At 34.0% G+C, this 15,235-nt stretch carries 12 protein-coding genes; 11 read left to right on the forward strand and 1 reads right to left on the reverse strand.

Annotated elements, in window-relative coordinates:
• Window positions 1-174: 174 nt before the first annotated feature.
• The 5 genes from AC1Q7L_RS06040 to AC1Q7L_RS06060 are packed head-to-tail and all read left to right on the forward strand — an operon-like array spanning window position 175 to window position 6,805.
• Entirely contained in the window at window positions 175-3,828 is a 3,654-nt protein-coding gene (locus tag AC1Q7L_RS06040) for an MMPL family transporter (RefSeq protein ID WP_492304710.1), read from the forward strand.
• Window positions 3,829-3,869: 41 nt separating this feature from the next.
• Window positions 3,870-4,784, forward strand: coding sequence for a dialkylresorcinol condensing enzyme DarA (locus tag AC1Q7L_RS06045; protein ID WP_492304711.1), 915 nt, complete (start codon window positions 3,870-3,872; stop codon window positions 4,782-4,784).
• 1 nt (window position 4,785) lies between these two features.
• Window positions 4,786-5,925, forward strand: a complete 1,140-nt coding sequence (gene darB / locus AC1Q7L_RS06050) for a dialkylresorcinol biosynthesis protein DarB (RefSeq protein ID WP_410692107.1) — start codon at window positions 4,786-4,788, stop codon at window positions 5,923-5,925.
• Complete coding sequence (locus AC1Q7L_RS06055) at window positions 5,925-6,356, forward strand: hotdog family protein (RefSeq protein WP_492304712.1); 432 nt, start codon at window positions 5,925-5,927, stop codon at window positions 6,354-6,356. The genes darB and AC1Q7L_RS06055 overlap by 1 nt, the downstream gene beginning before the upstream one ends.
• A 5-nt stretch (window positions 6,357-6,361) precedes the next feature.
• The gene (locus AC1Q7L_RS06060; RefSeq protein ID WP_492304713.1) at window positions 6,362-6,805 is read left to right on the forward strand and encodes a hotdog family protein; all 444 of its coding nucleotides are present in this window, start codon (window positions 6,362-6,364) and stop codon (window positions 6,803-6,805) included.
• A 231-nt stretch (window positions 6,806-7,036) separates the two neighbouring features.
• On the opposite strand, the gene AC1Q7L_RS06065 is transcribed toward AC1Q7L_RS06060, so the two are convergent.
• Window positions 7,037-9,949, reverse strand: coding sequence for a M16 family metallopeptidase (locus AC1Q7L_RS06065; RefSeq protein ID WP_492304714.1), 2,913 nt, complete (start codon window positions 9,947-9,949; stop codon window positions 7,037-7,039).
• A 249-nt stretch (window positions 9,950-10,198) separates the two neighbouring features.
• Here AC1Q7L_RS06065 and DarG point away from each other — a divergent pair, with 249 nt between their 5' ends.
• The 6 genes from DarG to AC1Q7L_RS06095 are packed head-to-tail and all read left to right on the forward strand — an operon-like array spanning window position 10,199 to window position 15,235.
• Complete coding sequence (gene DarG, locus AC1Q7L_RS06070) at window positions 10,199-10,603, forward strand: flexirubin biosynthesis protein DarG (RefSeq protein WP_492304715.1); 405 nt, start codon at window positions 10,199-10,201, stop codon at window positions 10,601-10,603.
• Window positions 10,604-10,658: 55 nt separating this feature from the next.
• Entirely contained in the window at window positions 10,659-11,654 is a 996-nt protein-coding gene (gene darH, locus AC1Q7L_RS06075) for a BtrH-related acyltransferase DarH (RefSeq protein ID WP_492304716.1), read from the forward strand.
• Window position 11,655: 1 nt separating this feature from the next.
• On the forward strand, window positions 11,656-12,411 hold the full coding sequence (locus tag AC1Q7L_RS06080) for an ABC transporter ATP-binding protein (protein ID WP_066754571.1): 756 nt from the start codon (window positions 11,656-11,658) through the stop codon (window positions 12,409-12,411).
• The gene (locus tag AC1Q7L_RS06085) at window positions 12,398-13,669 is read left to right on the forward strand and encodes an ABC transporter permease (protein WP_492304717.1); all 1,272 of its coding nucleotides are present in this window, start codon (window positions 12,398-12,400) and stop codon (window positions 13,667-13,669) included. Before AC1Q7L_RS06080 ends, AC1Q7L_RS06085 begins: the two co-directional genes overlap by 14 nt.
• On the forward strand, window positions 13,644-14,084 hold the full coding sequence (locus AC1Q7L_RS06090) for an acyl-CoA thioesterase (protein WP_072411195.1): 441 nt from the start codon (window positions 13,644-13,646) through the stop codon (window positions 14,082-14,084). The genes AC1Q7L_RS06085 and AC1Q7L_RS06090 overlap by 26 nt, the downstream gene beginning before the upstream one ends.
• Window positions 14,081-15,235 carry a beta-ketoacyl synthase N-terminal-like domain-containing protein gene (locus AC1Q7L_RS06095; protein ID WP_492304718.1) on the forward strand — a complete coding sequence of 385 codons (1,155 nt, stop codon included), beginning with the start codon at window positions 14,081-14,083 and terminating at the stop codon, window positions 15,233-15,235. Before AC1Q7L_RS06090 ends, AC1Q7L_RS06095 begins: the two co-directional genes overlap by 4 nt.

Raw genomic sequence — 15,235 nt, forward strand, 5'->3', positions numbered from 1 at the left:
TTTACTTAAAAGTTTTTATTATATTTTTTTTCATCAATTGGGAACTTCTGCAAAAGTAGATTTTTTTTTTATTTCGTCAAGAATATTTATTCATTGTAAGTTAAAACTTTATATATTAAATCTTTTGAACTTATACTTAAAAATTTAAATTTGCAAACTTGATTTCATAATGCAATGCATCGTTTTTTTATATTTTTATATTATCTCATTTCCAGGAACAAAGCGCTTTCAGTATTTATTGCTTTAAGCATTGCCGTGATATGTGGATTTTTCGCTTCAAAAATAAATTTTGAGGAAGATATCAATCAGATAATCCCGAAAAACGAAAAATCTGATCTTACCGCAAAAGTTCTTAAACAACTTAATTTTTCAGACAAAATCATTGTCATCATTGAAAATACGTCTAAAGAAGATAATTTTCAGCTTTCCGAGACTGCCGATACTTTTTTAACTAAAATTGAACCTTTACAAAAATATATTGGCTCGGTTCAGGGAAAAGTAAACGATAATGAAATTTCAGAAACCTTTGATTTCGTCAATCAAAATCTTCCTTTATTCTTAAATGAAAACGATTACAAGGAAATTGATAGAAAACTCCAAAAGGACAGTATCGCAAAACAGGTAGAAAATAATTATGTGTCACTGGTGTCCCCGACAAGTTTGGTGACTAAAGATTTTATTAAAAAAGATCCGCTTGGAATCACATTTTTAGGAATCAAAAAACTGAATGCATTAAATATCAGCAAAGATTTCAAGCTTGAAGACAATTACATCGTCACCAAAGACGGGAAAAATCTTTTGCTTTTTATTGAACCTAAAAATAAAAGTAACGATACTAAAAATAACGAAACATTTGTCAATCAATTAAATGAAATAAAAGACAACCTCAACAAACAGTTCAAAGGAAAAACTGAGCTTAGTTATTTTGGTTCGCCAGTAATTGCCGTTGCCAATGCTCAACAGATCAAAAAAGATATTCAAAATACGGTCATGATTTCTATGACGGTGCTTTTGATCTTGCTGATTTATTATTTCAGGAATTTCTTTACGCCGATTATCGTTTTTCTTCCGACTGTATTTTCTGTTTTATTGGCTTTGTTGATTTTATATTTTACTAAAGACAAAATTTCAGCAATTTCATTAAGTGTCGGTGCCATTTTGATAGGAATTACGATAGATTATGCGTTACATATCTTGACACATTATAAGCATAATAACAATATTGAAGAGCTTTACAAAGAAATCACTCAACCAATTATATTAAGTAGCGCAACAACTGCTGTTTCATTTCTATGTTTGGTTTTTGTACGTTCCGAAGCATTGAAAGATCTCGGACTTTTCGCTGCGATTACCGTTATTTTGTCTTCAATTACAGCATTAATTATTGTACCTCAACTTTACAAACCTAAAGAAAAGGACGAAAAAGTCAGTGTGAATTTCATTGATAGAATCGGTTCATATCCGTATGAGAAGAATAAGCCTTTAATTATTGGCTGTTCCATCATTATTATTGCCTGTATCTTTGGTTTCAGACATGTTGGTTTTAATGAAGATATTGGAGACTTGAATTACATTCCAAAAGATTTAAAAATAAGTGAAGCAAAGTTGGAGAAACTTTCCGACATCACTTCAAAATCAATTTACACCATTTCTTATGGAGATTCTGAAGATGAAGCTTTAGCAAGAAATTCTCAACTCTCTCAATTCCTTGAAAAAGAAAAGAAAGACGGAAAAATTTTAAGCTACAACTCCATTGGAAATGTTGTTTTATCTGAAAAAGATCAACAAAAGAAAATTGAAACCTGGAAAAAATTCTGGGACAGTCATAAAAAAGATCAAACTATTTCTGAATTAATTGATAATGGAAACAAATTTGGCTTCAACAGCTCTGCATTTGATCAGTTCAATGAAAATTTAAATAAGAACTACTCTACTTTAAGCTTAAAAGACTACGAAAAAATAAAGGCTTTACAAATTTCCGAGTTTTTAAGTAATGAAAATGGCTTCTACACTGTTTCTAATGTAGTGAAAGTAGATGAAACCAAAAGAGATGCATTCATCAAAGATGTTGAAAAGAAGCACGAAGCATTAGCAATCGACCGTCAGCAGATGAATGAGAACTTTTTAGGTTTACTGAAAAGAGATTTCAACACGTTGATTAATTATTCATTATTAGCCATCGTCTTAACAATCATTGTTTTCTTTAGAAACTTTGAATTAACGGTTCTTACGATGTTCCCAATTGTTTTAACAGGAGTTGTGACCGCAGGAATTCTCTATTTCTTAGGATTAGAATTAAATATTTTCAGCACCGTTGTTTGTACCTTAGTTTTTGGAGTTGGGGATGATTTTAGTATTTTCCTTACGAAAGCAATGCAAAAAGAGCATACGACAGGAAAAAATGAACTTCCAACGTACAGAATTTCAATTATTCTGGCCGTTTTCACAACGATTTTATCCATCGGATCTTTGATTTTCGCAAAACATCCGGCTTTACATTCTTTAGCATTGGTTGCGCTGATCGGAATGTTCTCCGTAATCATCATCACCTCAACATTATATCCGTTTTGGTTCAGATTATTAATCACAAACAGACAAAAAAAAGGACTTTCGCCAATTACTTTCAGATTGTTTTTACGTTCAGTGATCTCGTTCTTTTATTACGGTTTAGGCGGACTTTTCTTTTCTTTCTTCGGACATTTCTTCGTGAGAAAAGCAAAAGGAAAAGCGTTGAGTACCATTAAAAAATCTATTGCTTTATTTTTAAAATCGGTTTTACATCTTAGTCCGTTTGTCAAGAAAACGGTAATTAAAAATCCGCTTGAAGATTTCAGCAAACCTTCTGTTATTATTGCGAATCATACTTCTTTCCTAGATACTTTGGCGCTTGCAATGGCGACGCACAAAATTGTTTATTTAGTGAATGATTGGGTGTACGAATCTCCCGTTTTTGGAAAATTAGTAAAAGCTTTAGGTTTCTTCCCCGTTTCTCAAGGCATCGAGAATGGAATGGAGCAACTTCGAGAAAAAATAAATGAAGGCTATTCTTTAATGGTATTTCCTGAAGCCGAACGTTCTTACACGAACGATGTAAAAAGATTTCACAAAGGAGCATTTTACATTGCTGAAGAATTTGGATTAGATGTCGTTCCTGTTTACATCCACGGAAATTCTGAGGTTTTACCAAAAGGCGACTTCATTATTTATGACGGAAGCATTACCGTAAAAGTTGGTGACAGAATCCACAATGATGATCTTAGCTTTGGTAAAAATTATTCGGAAAGAACGAAAAAAATAAATGCTTATTTCAGATATGAATTTGCAAAACTGAGAAATGAAATTGAAGATGAAAATTATTTTAAAAAGAAATTATTTTTAAGCTTTTTATATAAAGAAACAGAAGTTGTAGATGAACTGAAAAAGGACTTCAAAACCAATAAATCCGTTTATTTTGAATTGAATAAACACATTCCAAAAGATGCAGTAATTCTACATATTGCTGATGATTTCGGACAAAAAGATGTTTTATTGACTCTGCAACAAGCAAGCAGAAAAGTATTCAGTTTAATTAATAATCACGAAAAACGTGAAATTGCAAAACAGAATTATATTGTAAAGAGAAGAAAGATTAATTATATCAACAATATTTCAGAAATGAATAAAAAAGCAAACGTACTTTTAATTTCTGACGAAAATTTTAATCTAAAAGATATTACCAAGCTTCCGGAAACTATTATTTTAATGAATATTAAAAACTCTTCATTTGAAAATGATAATTACGAGCTTGAATTCAGTTCTGAATCAATAAAAGTATTTAGACATAAATAATAAATATGAAAAGCATATTTTTGTAACCGATAAAAAAACTAATGCAAAAAAATATACTTGTAATCTATTATTCACAAACCGGACAATTGGAGGACATTGTAAAGAATGTCGCCCAACCGTTTGAAAATAATAAAGAGGAATATAACGTTACATATTATAATATTCAGTTAAAGGAAGATTTTGCTTTTCCTTGGTCGAGTGATGTATTTTTCAATACATTTCCGGAGTCTTATTTACAGATTCCGAGCGAGATACATCCGCCTTCGGAAAATATTCTGAATAAAAAGTATGACCTCATTATTTTTGGATATCAGGTTTGGTATTTAACGCCGTCCATTCCTATTATTTCATTTCTGAAAAGTGGTTACGCAGAAAATATATTGAAAAATACGCCTGTTGTCACCATTTCTGCAACAAGAAACATGTGGATGCTTTCTCAGGAAAAGTTGAAGGTTTATTTAAAAGACATGAAAGCCCAGCTTGTAGGAAACATTGCTTTGGTAGACAGACACGATAATTATACAAGTGTATTAACCATTTTGCGCTGGCTGACAACCGGACAAAAAGAAAAATCAGGATTGCTTCCTGCGGCAGGAGTTTCAGACGAAGAAATCACAGGTTCTGTAAAATATGGCGAGGTTATTGAAAGACATTTAAAAAACAATGATCTGAACAATCTTCAACCTGGTCTGATCAATAACGGAGCCGTAGAAATCCGTCCTTTTTTAGTAAGAGTAGAAAAGGTAGGAAACAAGATCTTCACTGTTTGGTCTAACCTGATTATCAAGAAAAAAGAAAAACGACCATTGCTGATAAAATTCTTTAAGGTATATTTGATGGCAGCAATCTGGGTAATTTCACCCGTAGTTTTAGTTTTACACCTGTTGACGACCCCTATATTTTGGGTTAAAAGACAAAAACAAAAAAAATATTTACAAGGAATTAATTTAAAATAGAATGTACGACGTATTTATAACAAAAGCCTCAACATATTTACCGAATGAGCCGGTTTCTAATGATGAAATGGAAACGTATCTAGGGTATATAAATGACGCCAAATCAAAAGCTAAGTCATTGATTTTAAGAAACAATAAAATCACAACAAGATATTACGCTTTAGATAAAGAAGGAAATCCTACACATACCAATGCTCAGATCACAGCAAAAGCAATTGAAGGTCTTTTTGATGAAAATTTCAAAAAAGAAGACATGAAATTACTGTCTGTAGGAACAACTTCACCAGACCAGATTCAGCCGTCACACGCTTCTATGGTTCATGGTGAATTAAACATTGGAAAATCTATCGAAATAAATACAGCAACAGGTCTTTGCAACTCAGGAATGAATGCGCTGAACTACGGTTTTCTTTCTGTAAAAGCAGGCGTTCAGGAAGCCGCAGTTTGTGCAGGTTCCGAGAGAATGTCCGCTTGGATGACGGCCGATAAATTCAACCATGAAGCAGAAAATTTAGTCTTATTAGAAGAAAGACCCATCATCGCTTTCAAAAGAGAATTCCTTAGATGGATGCTTTCTGACGGAGCAGGTGCATTTTTATTGGAAAACAAGCCAAGAGAAAATGAAACCAATTTGAAAGTAGAATGGATTGATTTCTATTCTTATGCTCACGAAATCGAAGCCTGTATGTATGCAGGTTGCGAAAAGCAGGAAGACGGAACCCTGAAATCTTGGGCAGATTATCCATCTGACGAATGGTTGAAGCAATCTATTTTTGCATTAAAACAAGACACTAAAATTTTAGATAAATATATTTTGGTGAAAGGTGCCGAAAGTTTAAGATCATCTTTCGATAAACATACTTTAGACCCAGATTCTATTGATCATGTTTTAGCTCATATTTCTTCAGGTTACTTTAAAGAAGGACTTAAAGACGAGTTTGCTAAAGTAGGATTGGATTTCCCTTGGGAAAAATGGTACTACAACCTTTCTGAAATAGGAAATATCGGTGCAGGTTCTATCTTCGTTGCTTTAGAACAACTTATGAATTCAGGAAAATTGAAAAAAGGAGAAAAAATACTTCTTTGCGTTCCTGAAAGTGGAAGATTCGCGTATTCTTGTGCCTTGTTAACCGTTTGCTAATGGAAAACAAATTACCAACATCTGATCAAAATTTTGTGGAAAGCTTAATCCCGCAACGATCTCCTTTTGTAATGGTGAATGAACTTGCAGAATATTCTGAAAACCACCTGTTCTCAGGTTTTGAAATAAAAGAAGAAAATATTTTTGTTCAGAACGGGATTTTCCAGGCATCAGGATTAATTGAACATCAGGCTCAAAGCGTTGCTTTACACACCGGATACAAATATTATCTGCTAGGAAAAGATGCTCCAACAGGATATATCGGTGCAATCAAGTCTTTTGAAGCTGAAGCATTACCTAAAGTCGGAGATCATCTGAAATCGGAAGTTACCATTCTTAATGAAGTAATGGGGGTTACGCTTGTCAATATTATTACGAAACTTAATGATGTTGTGATCGCCAACTCTCAAATGAAAACTGTTGTAAAATAATTTTAATGGAAATCAAGGAAAACGACATCATCAATATTCATCAATTCTTACCTCATCGCGATCCAATGCTGATGGCGGATTATATTTTGGAATTGACCAAAGAAAAAGTCGTGACTTCGTTTGAAATTCTGGAAGACAATATTTTTGTTCACAATAATGAGTTTGTTGAAGCTGGTTTAATTGAAAATCTTGCCCAAACCTGTTCATCAATTCTCGGACAAAGTTTCTTCGAAAATCCTGAAGCTGATACTAAAGTGATCGGTTTTATTACCAATATTAAGAAAATTGAGGTTTTTGCTTTGCCTAAAGTTGGTGACAAAATTATTTCAAAAGCATCGTTGATTTCGCAATATGAAAATATCTGTAATATTTTTTGTGAGACATTTAGTAATGATGAATTATTAATTAGAGCTGAAATCAATTTGTTTATTCAGGAAGTGAAATCATAGAAAATTTACTTTAAATATATAAAAGCTGTACTTTTTGTGCGGCTTTTTTGTTGTTTGTTTGAACCACAGATTTACACGAATTTTCACAGATGTTTGCGTTTTTATTTTATACATTTTATATTATTCTCAATCATCTGTGAAAATTCGTGTAAATCTGTGGTTCAAACAAAAAAGAAATAAAAAAAGTGAGGCAATTCTACCCCACTTTCAATATTATTTTTAATCTAAAAATTAGTATCCAAAGATCTCCTCAAGAGTTACCTCTTTAAATTCTCCCATTTTATTAATAGATTCCATATTCAGGTTTTCTTTTTTCCCGATAATGGCTGTATTATATTTCAATGGTTTGATATCAGTATCATAGAAACTCGTCAATTGAGGTAAGCTCAATCCCTGAATTTCAGCATAAACATCTTTTCTAATATCATAATCAACACCTAATTTTTTCAGCGCTAATTGATTAAAGAAAATGCTTGTTCTGTTGATTCTGTTGGATGCAATTTGTTTCAAAGCAGAACCTTTAGAATTTTCAAACTGAGCCGGAATTTGTGGTAATTGAGCCATCAAATCGTTCATTGCACTTACTGCTAGAGGTAATTTATTTGCCTGCGTTCCGATGTAGTTTGTAACGTAGTTTGGATGATTGCTTTCAGTTGCATTTGCATAAGAAACATACGCAGAATAAGCCAACGACTTACTTTCTCTGATCTCCTGGAAAACGATAGAAGACAATCCACGTCCGAAATATTCGTTGAAAACATTGGCTTTTCCGAAGTTTCCAAGATTTACGTTGCTGCCTTTTGCAATTTTAGACATTTCCATTTGTACCATGTCGTAGTTGGTGAAATATACTTTTCCTTCAGTCGCAGGTTCAGCATAAACCTTTGCTTTTGCAGGCTGTAAAGTTGTGTTGGCGATATAAGGTTTTACCGCTTTTTCCAACCCTTTCTGATCTTCTCCGTAAAGGAAAACTTCGTAAGGATATTGATTGATCGTCTTGATTTTTTTCATTAAATCATCAACATTGATGTTTTGCATGCGTTCTTTGGAAACGATATCCGTCATTCTTGAATCTTTCCCGTATTTCGCGTAATTGCTCAATGCGTTCATGATTCTCGTTTTATCTTTCTTCGCAACTTCTCTTGATTCTAAGATCGTTTTTACGGTCTGATCATAAATTGCTTTATCTGCTTTTACGTTGGTCAGCCAATGATTCATCAATTCAACTCCTTTTTGCATATTGCTTTCAAGTCCGCTCAACGTGATTACCGTTTGGTCATTTGAAGTTCTGAAACTGTTTGAAATTCCAAGTTTGTAGAATTCCTCTTTCAGTTGTTCCGGCGTATATTTATCTGTTCCTAAATATTCCAAAGCCGTGATCGCAAGAGATATTTCTTTGTCATTATCTGTTCCGAAAGGGAAAATATAATTCACCTGAGCAATTTCGTTGTATTTATTTTTAACGAAACTTACTTTCTTATCTTTAATCTGAGATGTTTGGATCGCTGTTTTATAATCGATAAATTCAGGCTTAATTTCAGTTGGTTTTATTGCTAAAACTTCTTTTAAGAAAGGCGATTGCGCATCTCTGTTCAGTTTAATCGGAGTGATTCCCGGGTTTTGTACACGAACCAGTTTGTCATTAACTCCTTTTTCCTTGTAAACAACCACATAATTATCCTTGAAAAATTCATTCGCAAATTTTACAACATCAGATTTTGAAATTTTTTCATATTCATTAATTTCATCCAATTCCTGCTGCCAGGTTCTTCCGTTGATATAAACATCATAAAGATTGGTTGCCAAACCGTCTGCAGTTTCCAAAGTTTTCATTCTCTGAACTTTTTTGTCGTTCACGATCGCTTTCAGCATCCAATCAGGGAATTGACCTTTTTTAACTAAATCTAATTGATCTAATAATAATTTTTTAGCTTCATCAAAACTTTGACCGTCTTTCGGAGTTACCGTCAATGCAAAAGAACCATACATTTTAAATGGAGATTCGTAAGCTCCTGCGCCTAATGTTTTTTGTTTTTGATTAATATTAAGATCAATCAAACCTGCATCTCCTCTGTTACTTAAAATTTCAGCAACAACATCAGCCAATCTCGCTTCCTGAGTTCCGTAAGAATCGGTTCTCCAAGCCATTGTCATTCTCGGCGTTGAAGGACTTTTCACTGTTCTGGTAACGATTGAAGTCATTGGAGCTTCCGTTACCATTTTTTTCATTGGTAATTCTTTGTATTTGAAAGTTCCGAAATACTCATCAACTAATTTTATCGTTTTATCATAGTCCAGATCACCAACCAAAACAACCGCCATATTATTAGGAACATAATACGTATCAAAATATTTATGAATCGCGACCATTGATGGGCTTTTCAAGTGTTCTGAAGTTCCGATCGTAGTCTGCTGCCCGTTTGGATGTTTCGGGAAAAGCGCTTCCATTAAAGCATAATTTACCAAACGACCGTCGTTATCCTGAGCTCTGTTGTATTCTTCGTAAACCGCCTCCAATTCTGTATGAAAAAGTCTTAAAACCAATTCAGAAAAACGTTCTTTTTCTACTTTAAGCCATTTTTCAAGCTCGTTGGCCGGAATATTATTTTTATAAACCGTTTCATCCAACCAAGTGTGAGCGTTGGTTCCTGTTGCTCCCAAAGACGAAATTGCTTTGTCATATTCATTAGCAATAGCATATTTAGACGCTTCCTGAGAAACCTCATCAATTTTTTTATAAAGTGCTTTCTTCTTTTCAGGATCTTTTTCTGCTTTATGTTGTTCGTAAAGATCTGAGATTTGTTGAAGCAACACTTTTTCTTTCGCCCAATCCTGAGTTCCCAAATGCGAAGTTCCTTTGAAAACCATGTGCTCAAGATAGTGAGCCAATCCTGTATTATCGCTCGGATCATTGTTTGATCCCGTTCTTACAGGAATATAGGTTTGAATTCTTGGTGCGTCCTCGTTTTTCGCCAGATACACTTTCAATCCGTTCTTTAATGTATAAACTCTTACACCAGACAGATCGTTTTTCACAGTTTCATACGTATAGCCTTGGCTATCAGTTATTTTTTGAGTGTCAAATTTCTGAGCCATCGCACTCAACATACAAAAGAGCGAGACCGAAATAAAAAATTTCTTCATAGTATTATTTATTTAATCAAATTTCTTTCTAAAATATATTAGTCTGAATTTATCCTATACTTGTTACATATCATTCATCTTCAAATATGATTATTTTGCAATGCTTTTCTTATTAAAACTCACATTACATCATCACAGAATAATATGATTTACATATAATCTATTTTCACTATTTTAGCCGATTGATAAAGTTAATCACAAAACAGGTGAATTTTTTTCATCTGTAATCTAAAACTTAAAAATATTTAGATGAAAAAACAAGACCTTCCTCAAGACGAAAGCAATTTGAAATCGGCAAATATGACCGAGGTTTTGTACGTGACTGATGAAAATAACAATTATACAACGGCAAACAGCATTGGTTGGGATATTAAAAAAGCGGCTTTAGATGAATCTTTAGCGTTGATTAATGAGAGAATAGAAGAAGCCAGACAAGATGTTGTCAATAATATTGCGAGTCCTATTGTTTATTTCATGGAACTGAACAAAATGGATTTACAGGTTCTTGCTTCCTACGCCGGAATGTGGCAATGGAGGGTAAAAAGACACGCAAAACCAAAAGTATTTAAGACACTAAGCGAATCCGTACTGAAAAAATATGCCGATGCATTCGGAATTTCAGTGGATGAATTAAAAAATTTCAACGGTAAATAAATAGAAACCTTCAAGGTTTTGAAAATCTTGAAGGTTTGGTAAAATCAAGCAACGAATGAAAATTAATTTTGAACACCATCAAACCGCGCATTGCGAAAACGGTGTTGCCTCTAATTTACTAATAAACAAAGGGCTAAAACTCAGCGAACCTATGATTTTTGGGATCGGCTCTGGGTTATTTTTCGTGTATTTACCTTTTTTAAAAGTAAATTTCGCCCCAGGTTTTAGCTACAGGCCAATGCCAGGCGCTATTTTCAGCAAAGCCGCAAAAAGACTGGGAATTAAAATTAAAAGAGAAAAATTCTCGAATCCTAAAGACGCTCAATTAGCTTTAGAAAAAAACTTAGAAAACAATGTACCGACAGGTTTACAGGTTGGGGTTTTTAACCTTACTTATTTTCCTGAAGAATATAAATTCCATTTCAACGCTCACAATTTGGTCGTTTATGGAAAAGAAGACGGACGATTTTTGATCAGTGATCCTGTGATGGATTACACAACTTCCCTTTCCGAAGCCGAACTGGAAAAAGTAAGATATGCCAAAGGAGCACTTCCTCCTAAAGGTCATATGTACTACCCTACTTACATTCCGGAAAATGTAAATCTGGAAGAAGCCATCAAAAAAGGAATTAAAGATACTTGTAAAAATATGTTAGCTCCCGTTCCACTTATTGGCGTAAAAGCGATGAGATGGGTAGCGAAAAGTATCCCGAAATGGGCTGATAAAAAAGGTACAAAAGTGACCAATCATTATCTGGGTCAATTGATCAGAATGCAAGAGGAAATCGGAACTGGCGGTGGCGGTTTCAGATTTATTTATGGAGCTTTTTTACAAGAGGCTGCCGTAATTCTTAAAAATGATGAATTAAAAGAACTATCTAAAGAAATTACCGCAATTGGTGATCTTTGGAGAGATTTTGCGGTGGATATTGCAAGAGTTTACAAAAACAGAAACTCAAAAAGCAATATTTATAATGAACTTTCAAAATCAATGCTTCATATTGCTGATCTGGAAGAAGCTTTCTATAAAAAACTGAGAAAAGCAATTTAACGTGGAGAACATCATTGAAATAAAAAACCTGTATAAAAAATACAAGCATGCAGAAGAGTTTTCTGTAAATGATATCTCGTTGAATATTAATCAAAACGAAATCTACGGAATTCTGGGACCCAACGGAGCCGGAAAAACAACATTAATTTCTATGCTTTCGGGGTTGATAAAACCTACTTCAGGAACTTTTAAGATCAACGGACTATCTCCTCAAAAAGATGGTTTTAAATTAAGACAGATCATCGGGATTGTTCCTCAGGAATATGCACTGTACCCTACGCTTACGGCAAAAGAAAACTTAATGTTCTTCGGAAGCCTGTATGGTTTACCACATAAAAAATTAAAAATTGCGATTGACGAATCTTTAGAACTTATGGGGTTGTCAAAATTCGCTGATAAAAAAGTAGAACAATTCTCCGGAGGAATGAAGCGTCGTTGCAACCTTATTGCAGGAACCCTTCATAATCCTAAAGTGTTGTTTCTTGATGAACCAACCGTTGGCGTTGATGTTCAGTCTAAAAAAGCAATTATTGATTATCTTTTAGATTTAAATAAAAAAGGAACGTGCATCATTTATACCTCACATCACCTTTCTGAGGCAGAAGAATTCTGTACAAAAATTGCAATCATTGATCATGGGAAAATCCACGCTGTTGGAACTCCCGAAGAATTGGTGAACAGAGTTGCCAGTGCCGAAAACTTAGAAGATGTTTTCATTTCATTAACCGGAAAAGAATTAAGAGATGTTGTTGTATAAATTGTGGAGAAGTTTCGTTAAAGAAATCCTTTTACTGAAAAGAGATATCGGAGGAATCGTCATTATTTTTGTGATGCCTTTATTGTTAATCATCACGATCACTTTAATTCAGGATTCTACTTTTAAAAATCTGGAAGGTTCAAAAATTCCGATTATTTTTATTGATAACGACAAATCCGAAATTTCAAAAAATATAAAACACGAGCTCGAAAATGGTAAAACATTCGAGTTAGTAATCAATTACAATGAAAAATCAGCTCAAGACGCTGTTTTTTCGGGGGATTATCAGATGGCCATCGTCATTCCTGAAAATTTAACGAAAGATCTAAATGCAAATATTGATTCTAAGGTTCAAACCATTGTAAGCTCATTTGGAATTGAGGCAGATTCTGCTTCTGCAAAAAAGAATGTTGACATAAAAGCCAAAGACATTCACTTGTATTTTGATCCGGCAACCAATATCGGTTTCAAAAACAATGTAATGAATGCCGTTAATAAAATGGTTTTTGAGATCGAAAACAAAAAGATTTACAAAGCATTCCAGGATCAATTGGGAACGACTGAAAATCTGGATGAAAATAAAAATTTAATCAGCTTCAAAGAAATTACGCCTACAAAAGGGAAAATGGACATTGTACCGAATTCTGTTCAGCATAATGTTCCGGCTTGGGCGCTTTTTGCAATATTTTTCATCGTAGTTCCGCTTTCTATTAATTTAGTGAAGGAAAAAAGTCAGGGAACCAGTGTCAGAGTAAGAGTAAGCCCAACTCCTTATTATATTCATATTTTAGGAAAAACGTGTACCTATTTAATCATCTGTATCATTCAGTTTTTATTGATGGTAGCGGTGGGAGTTTACCTTTTCCCTTATATGAACTTACCTCAGTTTGATGTGACTGGAAAAATGTTCCATCTCATTATTGTTACCATTTTTGCAGGATTAGCAGCTATTGGCTTCGGTGTTTTATTAGGAACTCTGGCCGATACTCAGGAACAGTCTGCACCGTTTGGAGCGACTTCTGTGGTTGTATTGGCAGCCGTTGGAGGAATATGGGTTCCCGTATTCTTAATGCCTGAATTTATGCAAACCGTCGCTAAGTTCTCACCCATGAACTGGGGACTGAATGCCTATTACGATATTATTCTAAGAAACAGCGGAATCGCTGGTATAGCAAAAGAATTGGCTTTATTATTTTTATTTTATATTGCCATGGTCACTATTTCAATTTTTTATGAAAGGAAACAAAATGCAGTCTAACGAAAAACCAATCCAGTGTACTGAAGAAGTACGAGTACGATTCAATGAGACAGATCCGTTAGGAATTGTTTGGCATGGTCATTACATTGTGTATTTTGAGGACGGAAGAGAAGCTTTTGGAAGACAGCATGGTTTGACTTATCTTGACATTCAAAAAGCAGGATTTGTAACGCCTATCGTAAAAAGCACTTGTGAACATTTCCTTCCCTTAAAATATGGAGAAACATTCAATATCGTAACAACTTTTGTAAACACTACTGCTGCGAAATTGATTTATAAATATGAACTTTTTAATCAAGACAATAAATTGGTTTGCAGTGGAGAGACCATTCAGGTTTTCTTAGATTCTGATAATAATTTATGTTTGTATAATCCCGAGTTTTTTCAAGCTTGGAAAGATAAAATGGGATTATGAGAAAAGAAGTTTACATCACAGATTACAACTGCGTCACTCCCTTAGGATTTGATGTTGCTTCCAATTGGAATGCTCTACTACAAGGAAAATCAGGAGTCGCCAAACATAAAGTGATTGAAAATCAGGAAGCTTTTTATGCTTCTATCATTGATTCTGAAAAGTTGGAAGAAGAATTTAATAAAAACTTCGACAATAAAGATTTCACAAGACTGGAAAAAATGTTTTTGTTAAGCTTAAAACCTTTGGTGGAAAGACATAACATTACAGAAGAAACGGCTTTTATTTTATCAACCACAAAAGGAAATATCAGCTTACTAAAAAATAAAGTGACTATACCGGAAGGTGCATATCTTTCAAGTTTAGCACAAAAAATCGCTGACTTTTTCGCATTTAAAACTAAACCCATTGTAGTTTCTAATGCATGTGTTTCAGGGGTAATGGCGATTGCTGTTGCTAAAAATATGATCCAGGCAGGAAGATATAAAGATGCATTTGTCGTGGCTGGAGATGAAATTTCAGAATTTGTGATTTCAGGATTTAATTCTTTTCAGGCCATTGGAAACGAGCCTTGTAAACCTTATGATAAAAACCGCAGCGGAATCAATATTGGTGAAGCTACAGCGTCAGCTTTTATTACAGGTCATTGCGAGGAACGAAGTGACCAAGCAATCTCAAACGAAAAGTTTAGTTTTAAAATTTTAGGAGACTCAGCCATCAACGATGCGAATCACATTTCCGGACCATCAAGAACAGGTGACGGATTGTATGCAAGCATCAAAAATGCAATGACAGAAGCTCAAGTTTCAGCAGAACAAATCAATTTTATATCTGCTCACGGAACAGCGACAATATACAACGACGAAATGGAAGCCATCGCTTTCAACAGAATGGAATTACAAAATGTTCCTCTCAACAGCATGAAAGGTTTTTACGGGCACTGTTTAGGAGCATCAGGTTTACTGGAAAGTATTATTTCTATGGAAAGTGCCCTTCACAATACCTTAATTTCATCTAAAAACTTTGAAGAAATGGGAGTTTCCCAGCCTTTACATATTATTAAAGAAAACCAACCTGCAGAAATCAAATATATTTTGAAAACGGCTTCAGGTTTTGGTGGGTGTAATGCAGCAATTGTTTTAGAAAAATGTTAA

It is taken from the genome of Chryseobacterium sp. GW823-FHT05E08 (assembly GCF_058795655.1).

Coding starts and splice junctions, on each gene's coding strand:
- AC1Q7L_RS06040 (WP_492304710.1), top strand. CDS start 175: ATGCATCGTTTTTTTATATTTTTATATTATCTCATTTCCAGGAACAAA.
- AC1Q7L_RS06045 (WP_492304711.1), top strand. CDS start 3,870: ATGCAAAAAAATATACTTGTAATCTATTATTCACAAACCGGACAATTG.
- darB (WP_410692107.1), top strand. CDS start 4,786: ATGTACGACGTATTTATAACAAAAGCCTCAACATATTTACCGAATGAG.
- AC1Q7L_RS06055 (WP_492304712.1), top strand. CDS start 5,925: ATGGAAAACAAATTACCAACATCTGATCAAAATTTTGTGGAAAGCTTA.
- AC1Q7L_RS06060 (WP_492304713.1), top strand. CDS start 6,362: ATGGAAATCAAGGAAAACGACATCATCAATATTCATCAATTCTTACCT.
- AC1Q7L_RS06065 (WP_492304714.1), bottom strand. CDS start 9,949: ATGAAGAAATTTTTTATTTCGGTCTCGCTCTTTTGTATGTTGAGTGCG.
- DarG (WP_492304715.1), top strand. CDS start 10,199: ATGAAAAAACAAGACCTTCCTCAAGACGAAAGCAATTTGAAATCGGCA.
- darH (WP_492304716.1), top strand. CDS start 10,659: ATGAAAATTAATTTTGAACACCATCAAACCGCGCATTGCGAAAACGGT.
- AC1Q7L_RS06085 (WP_492304717.1), top strand. CDS start 12,398: ATGTTGTTGTATAAATTGTGGAGAAGTTTCGTTAAAGAAATCCTTTTA.
- AC1Q7L_RS06090 (WP_072411195.1), top strand. CDS start 13,644: ATGAAAGGAAACAAAATGCAGTCTAACGAAAAACCAATCCAGTGTACT.
- AC1Q7L_RS06095 (WP_492304718.1), top strand. CDS start 14,081: ATGAGAAAAGAAGTTTACATCACAGATTACAACTGCGTCACTCCCTTA.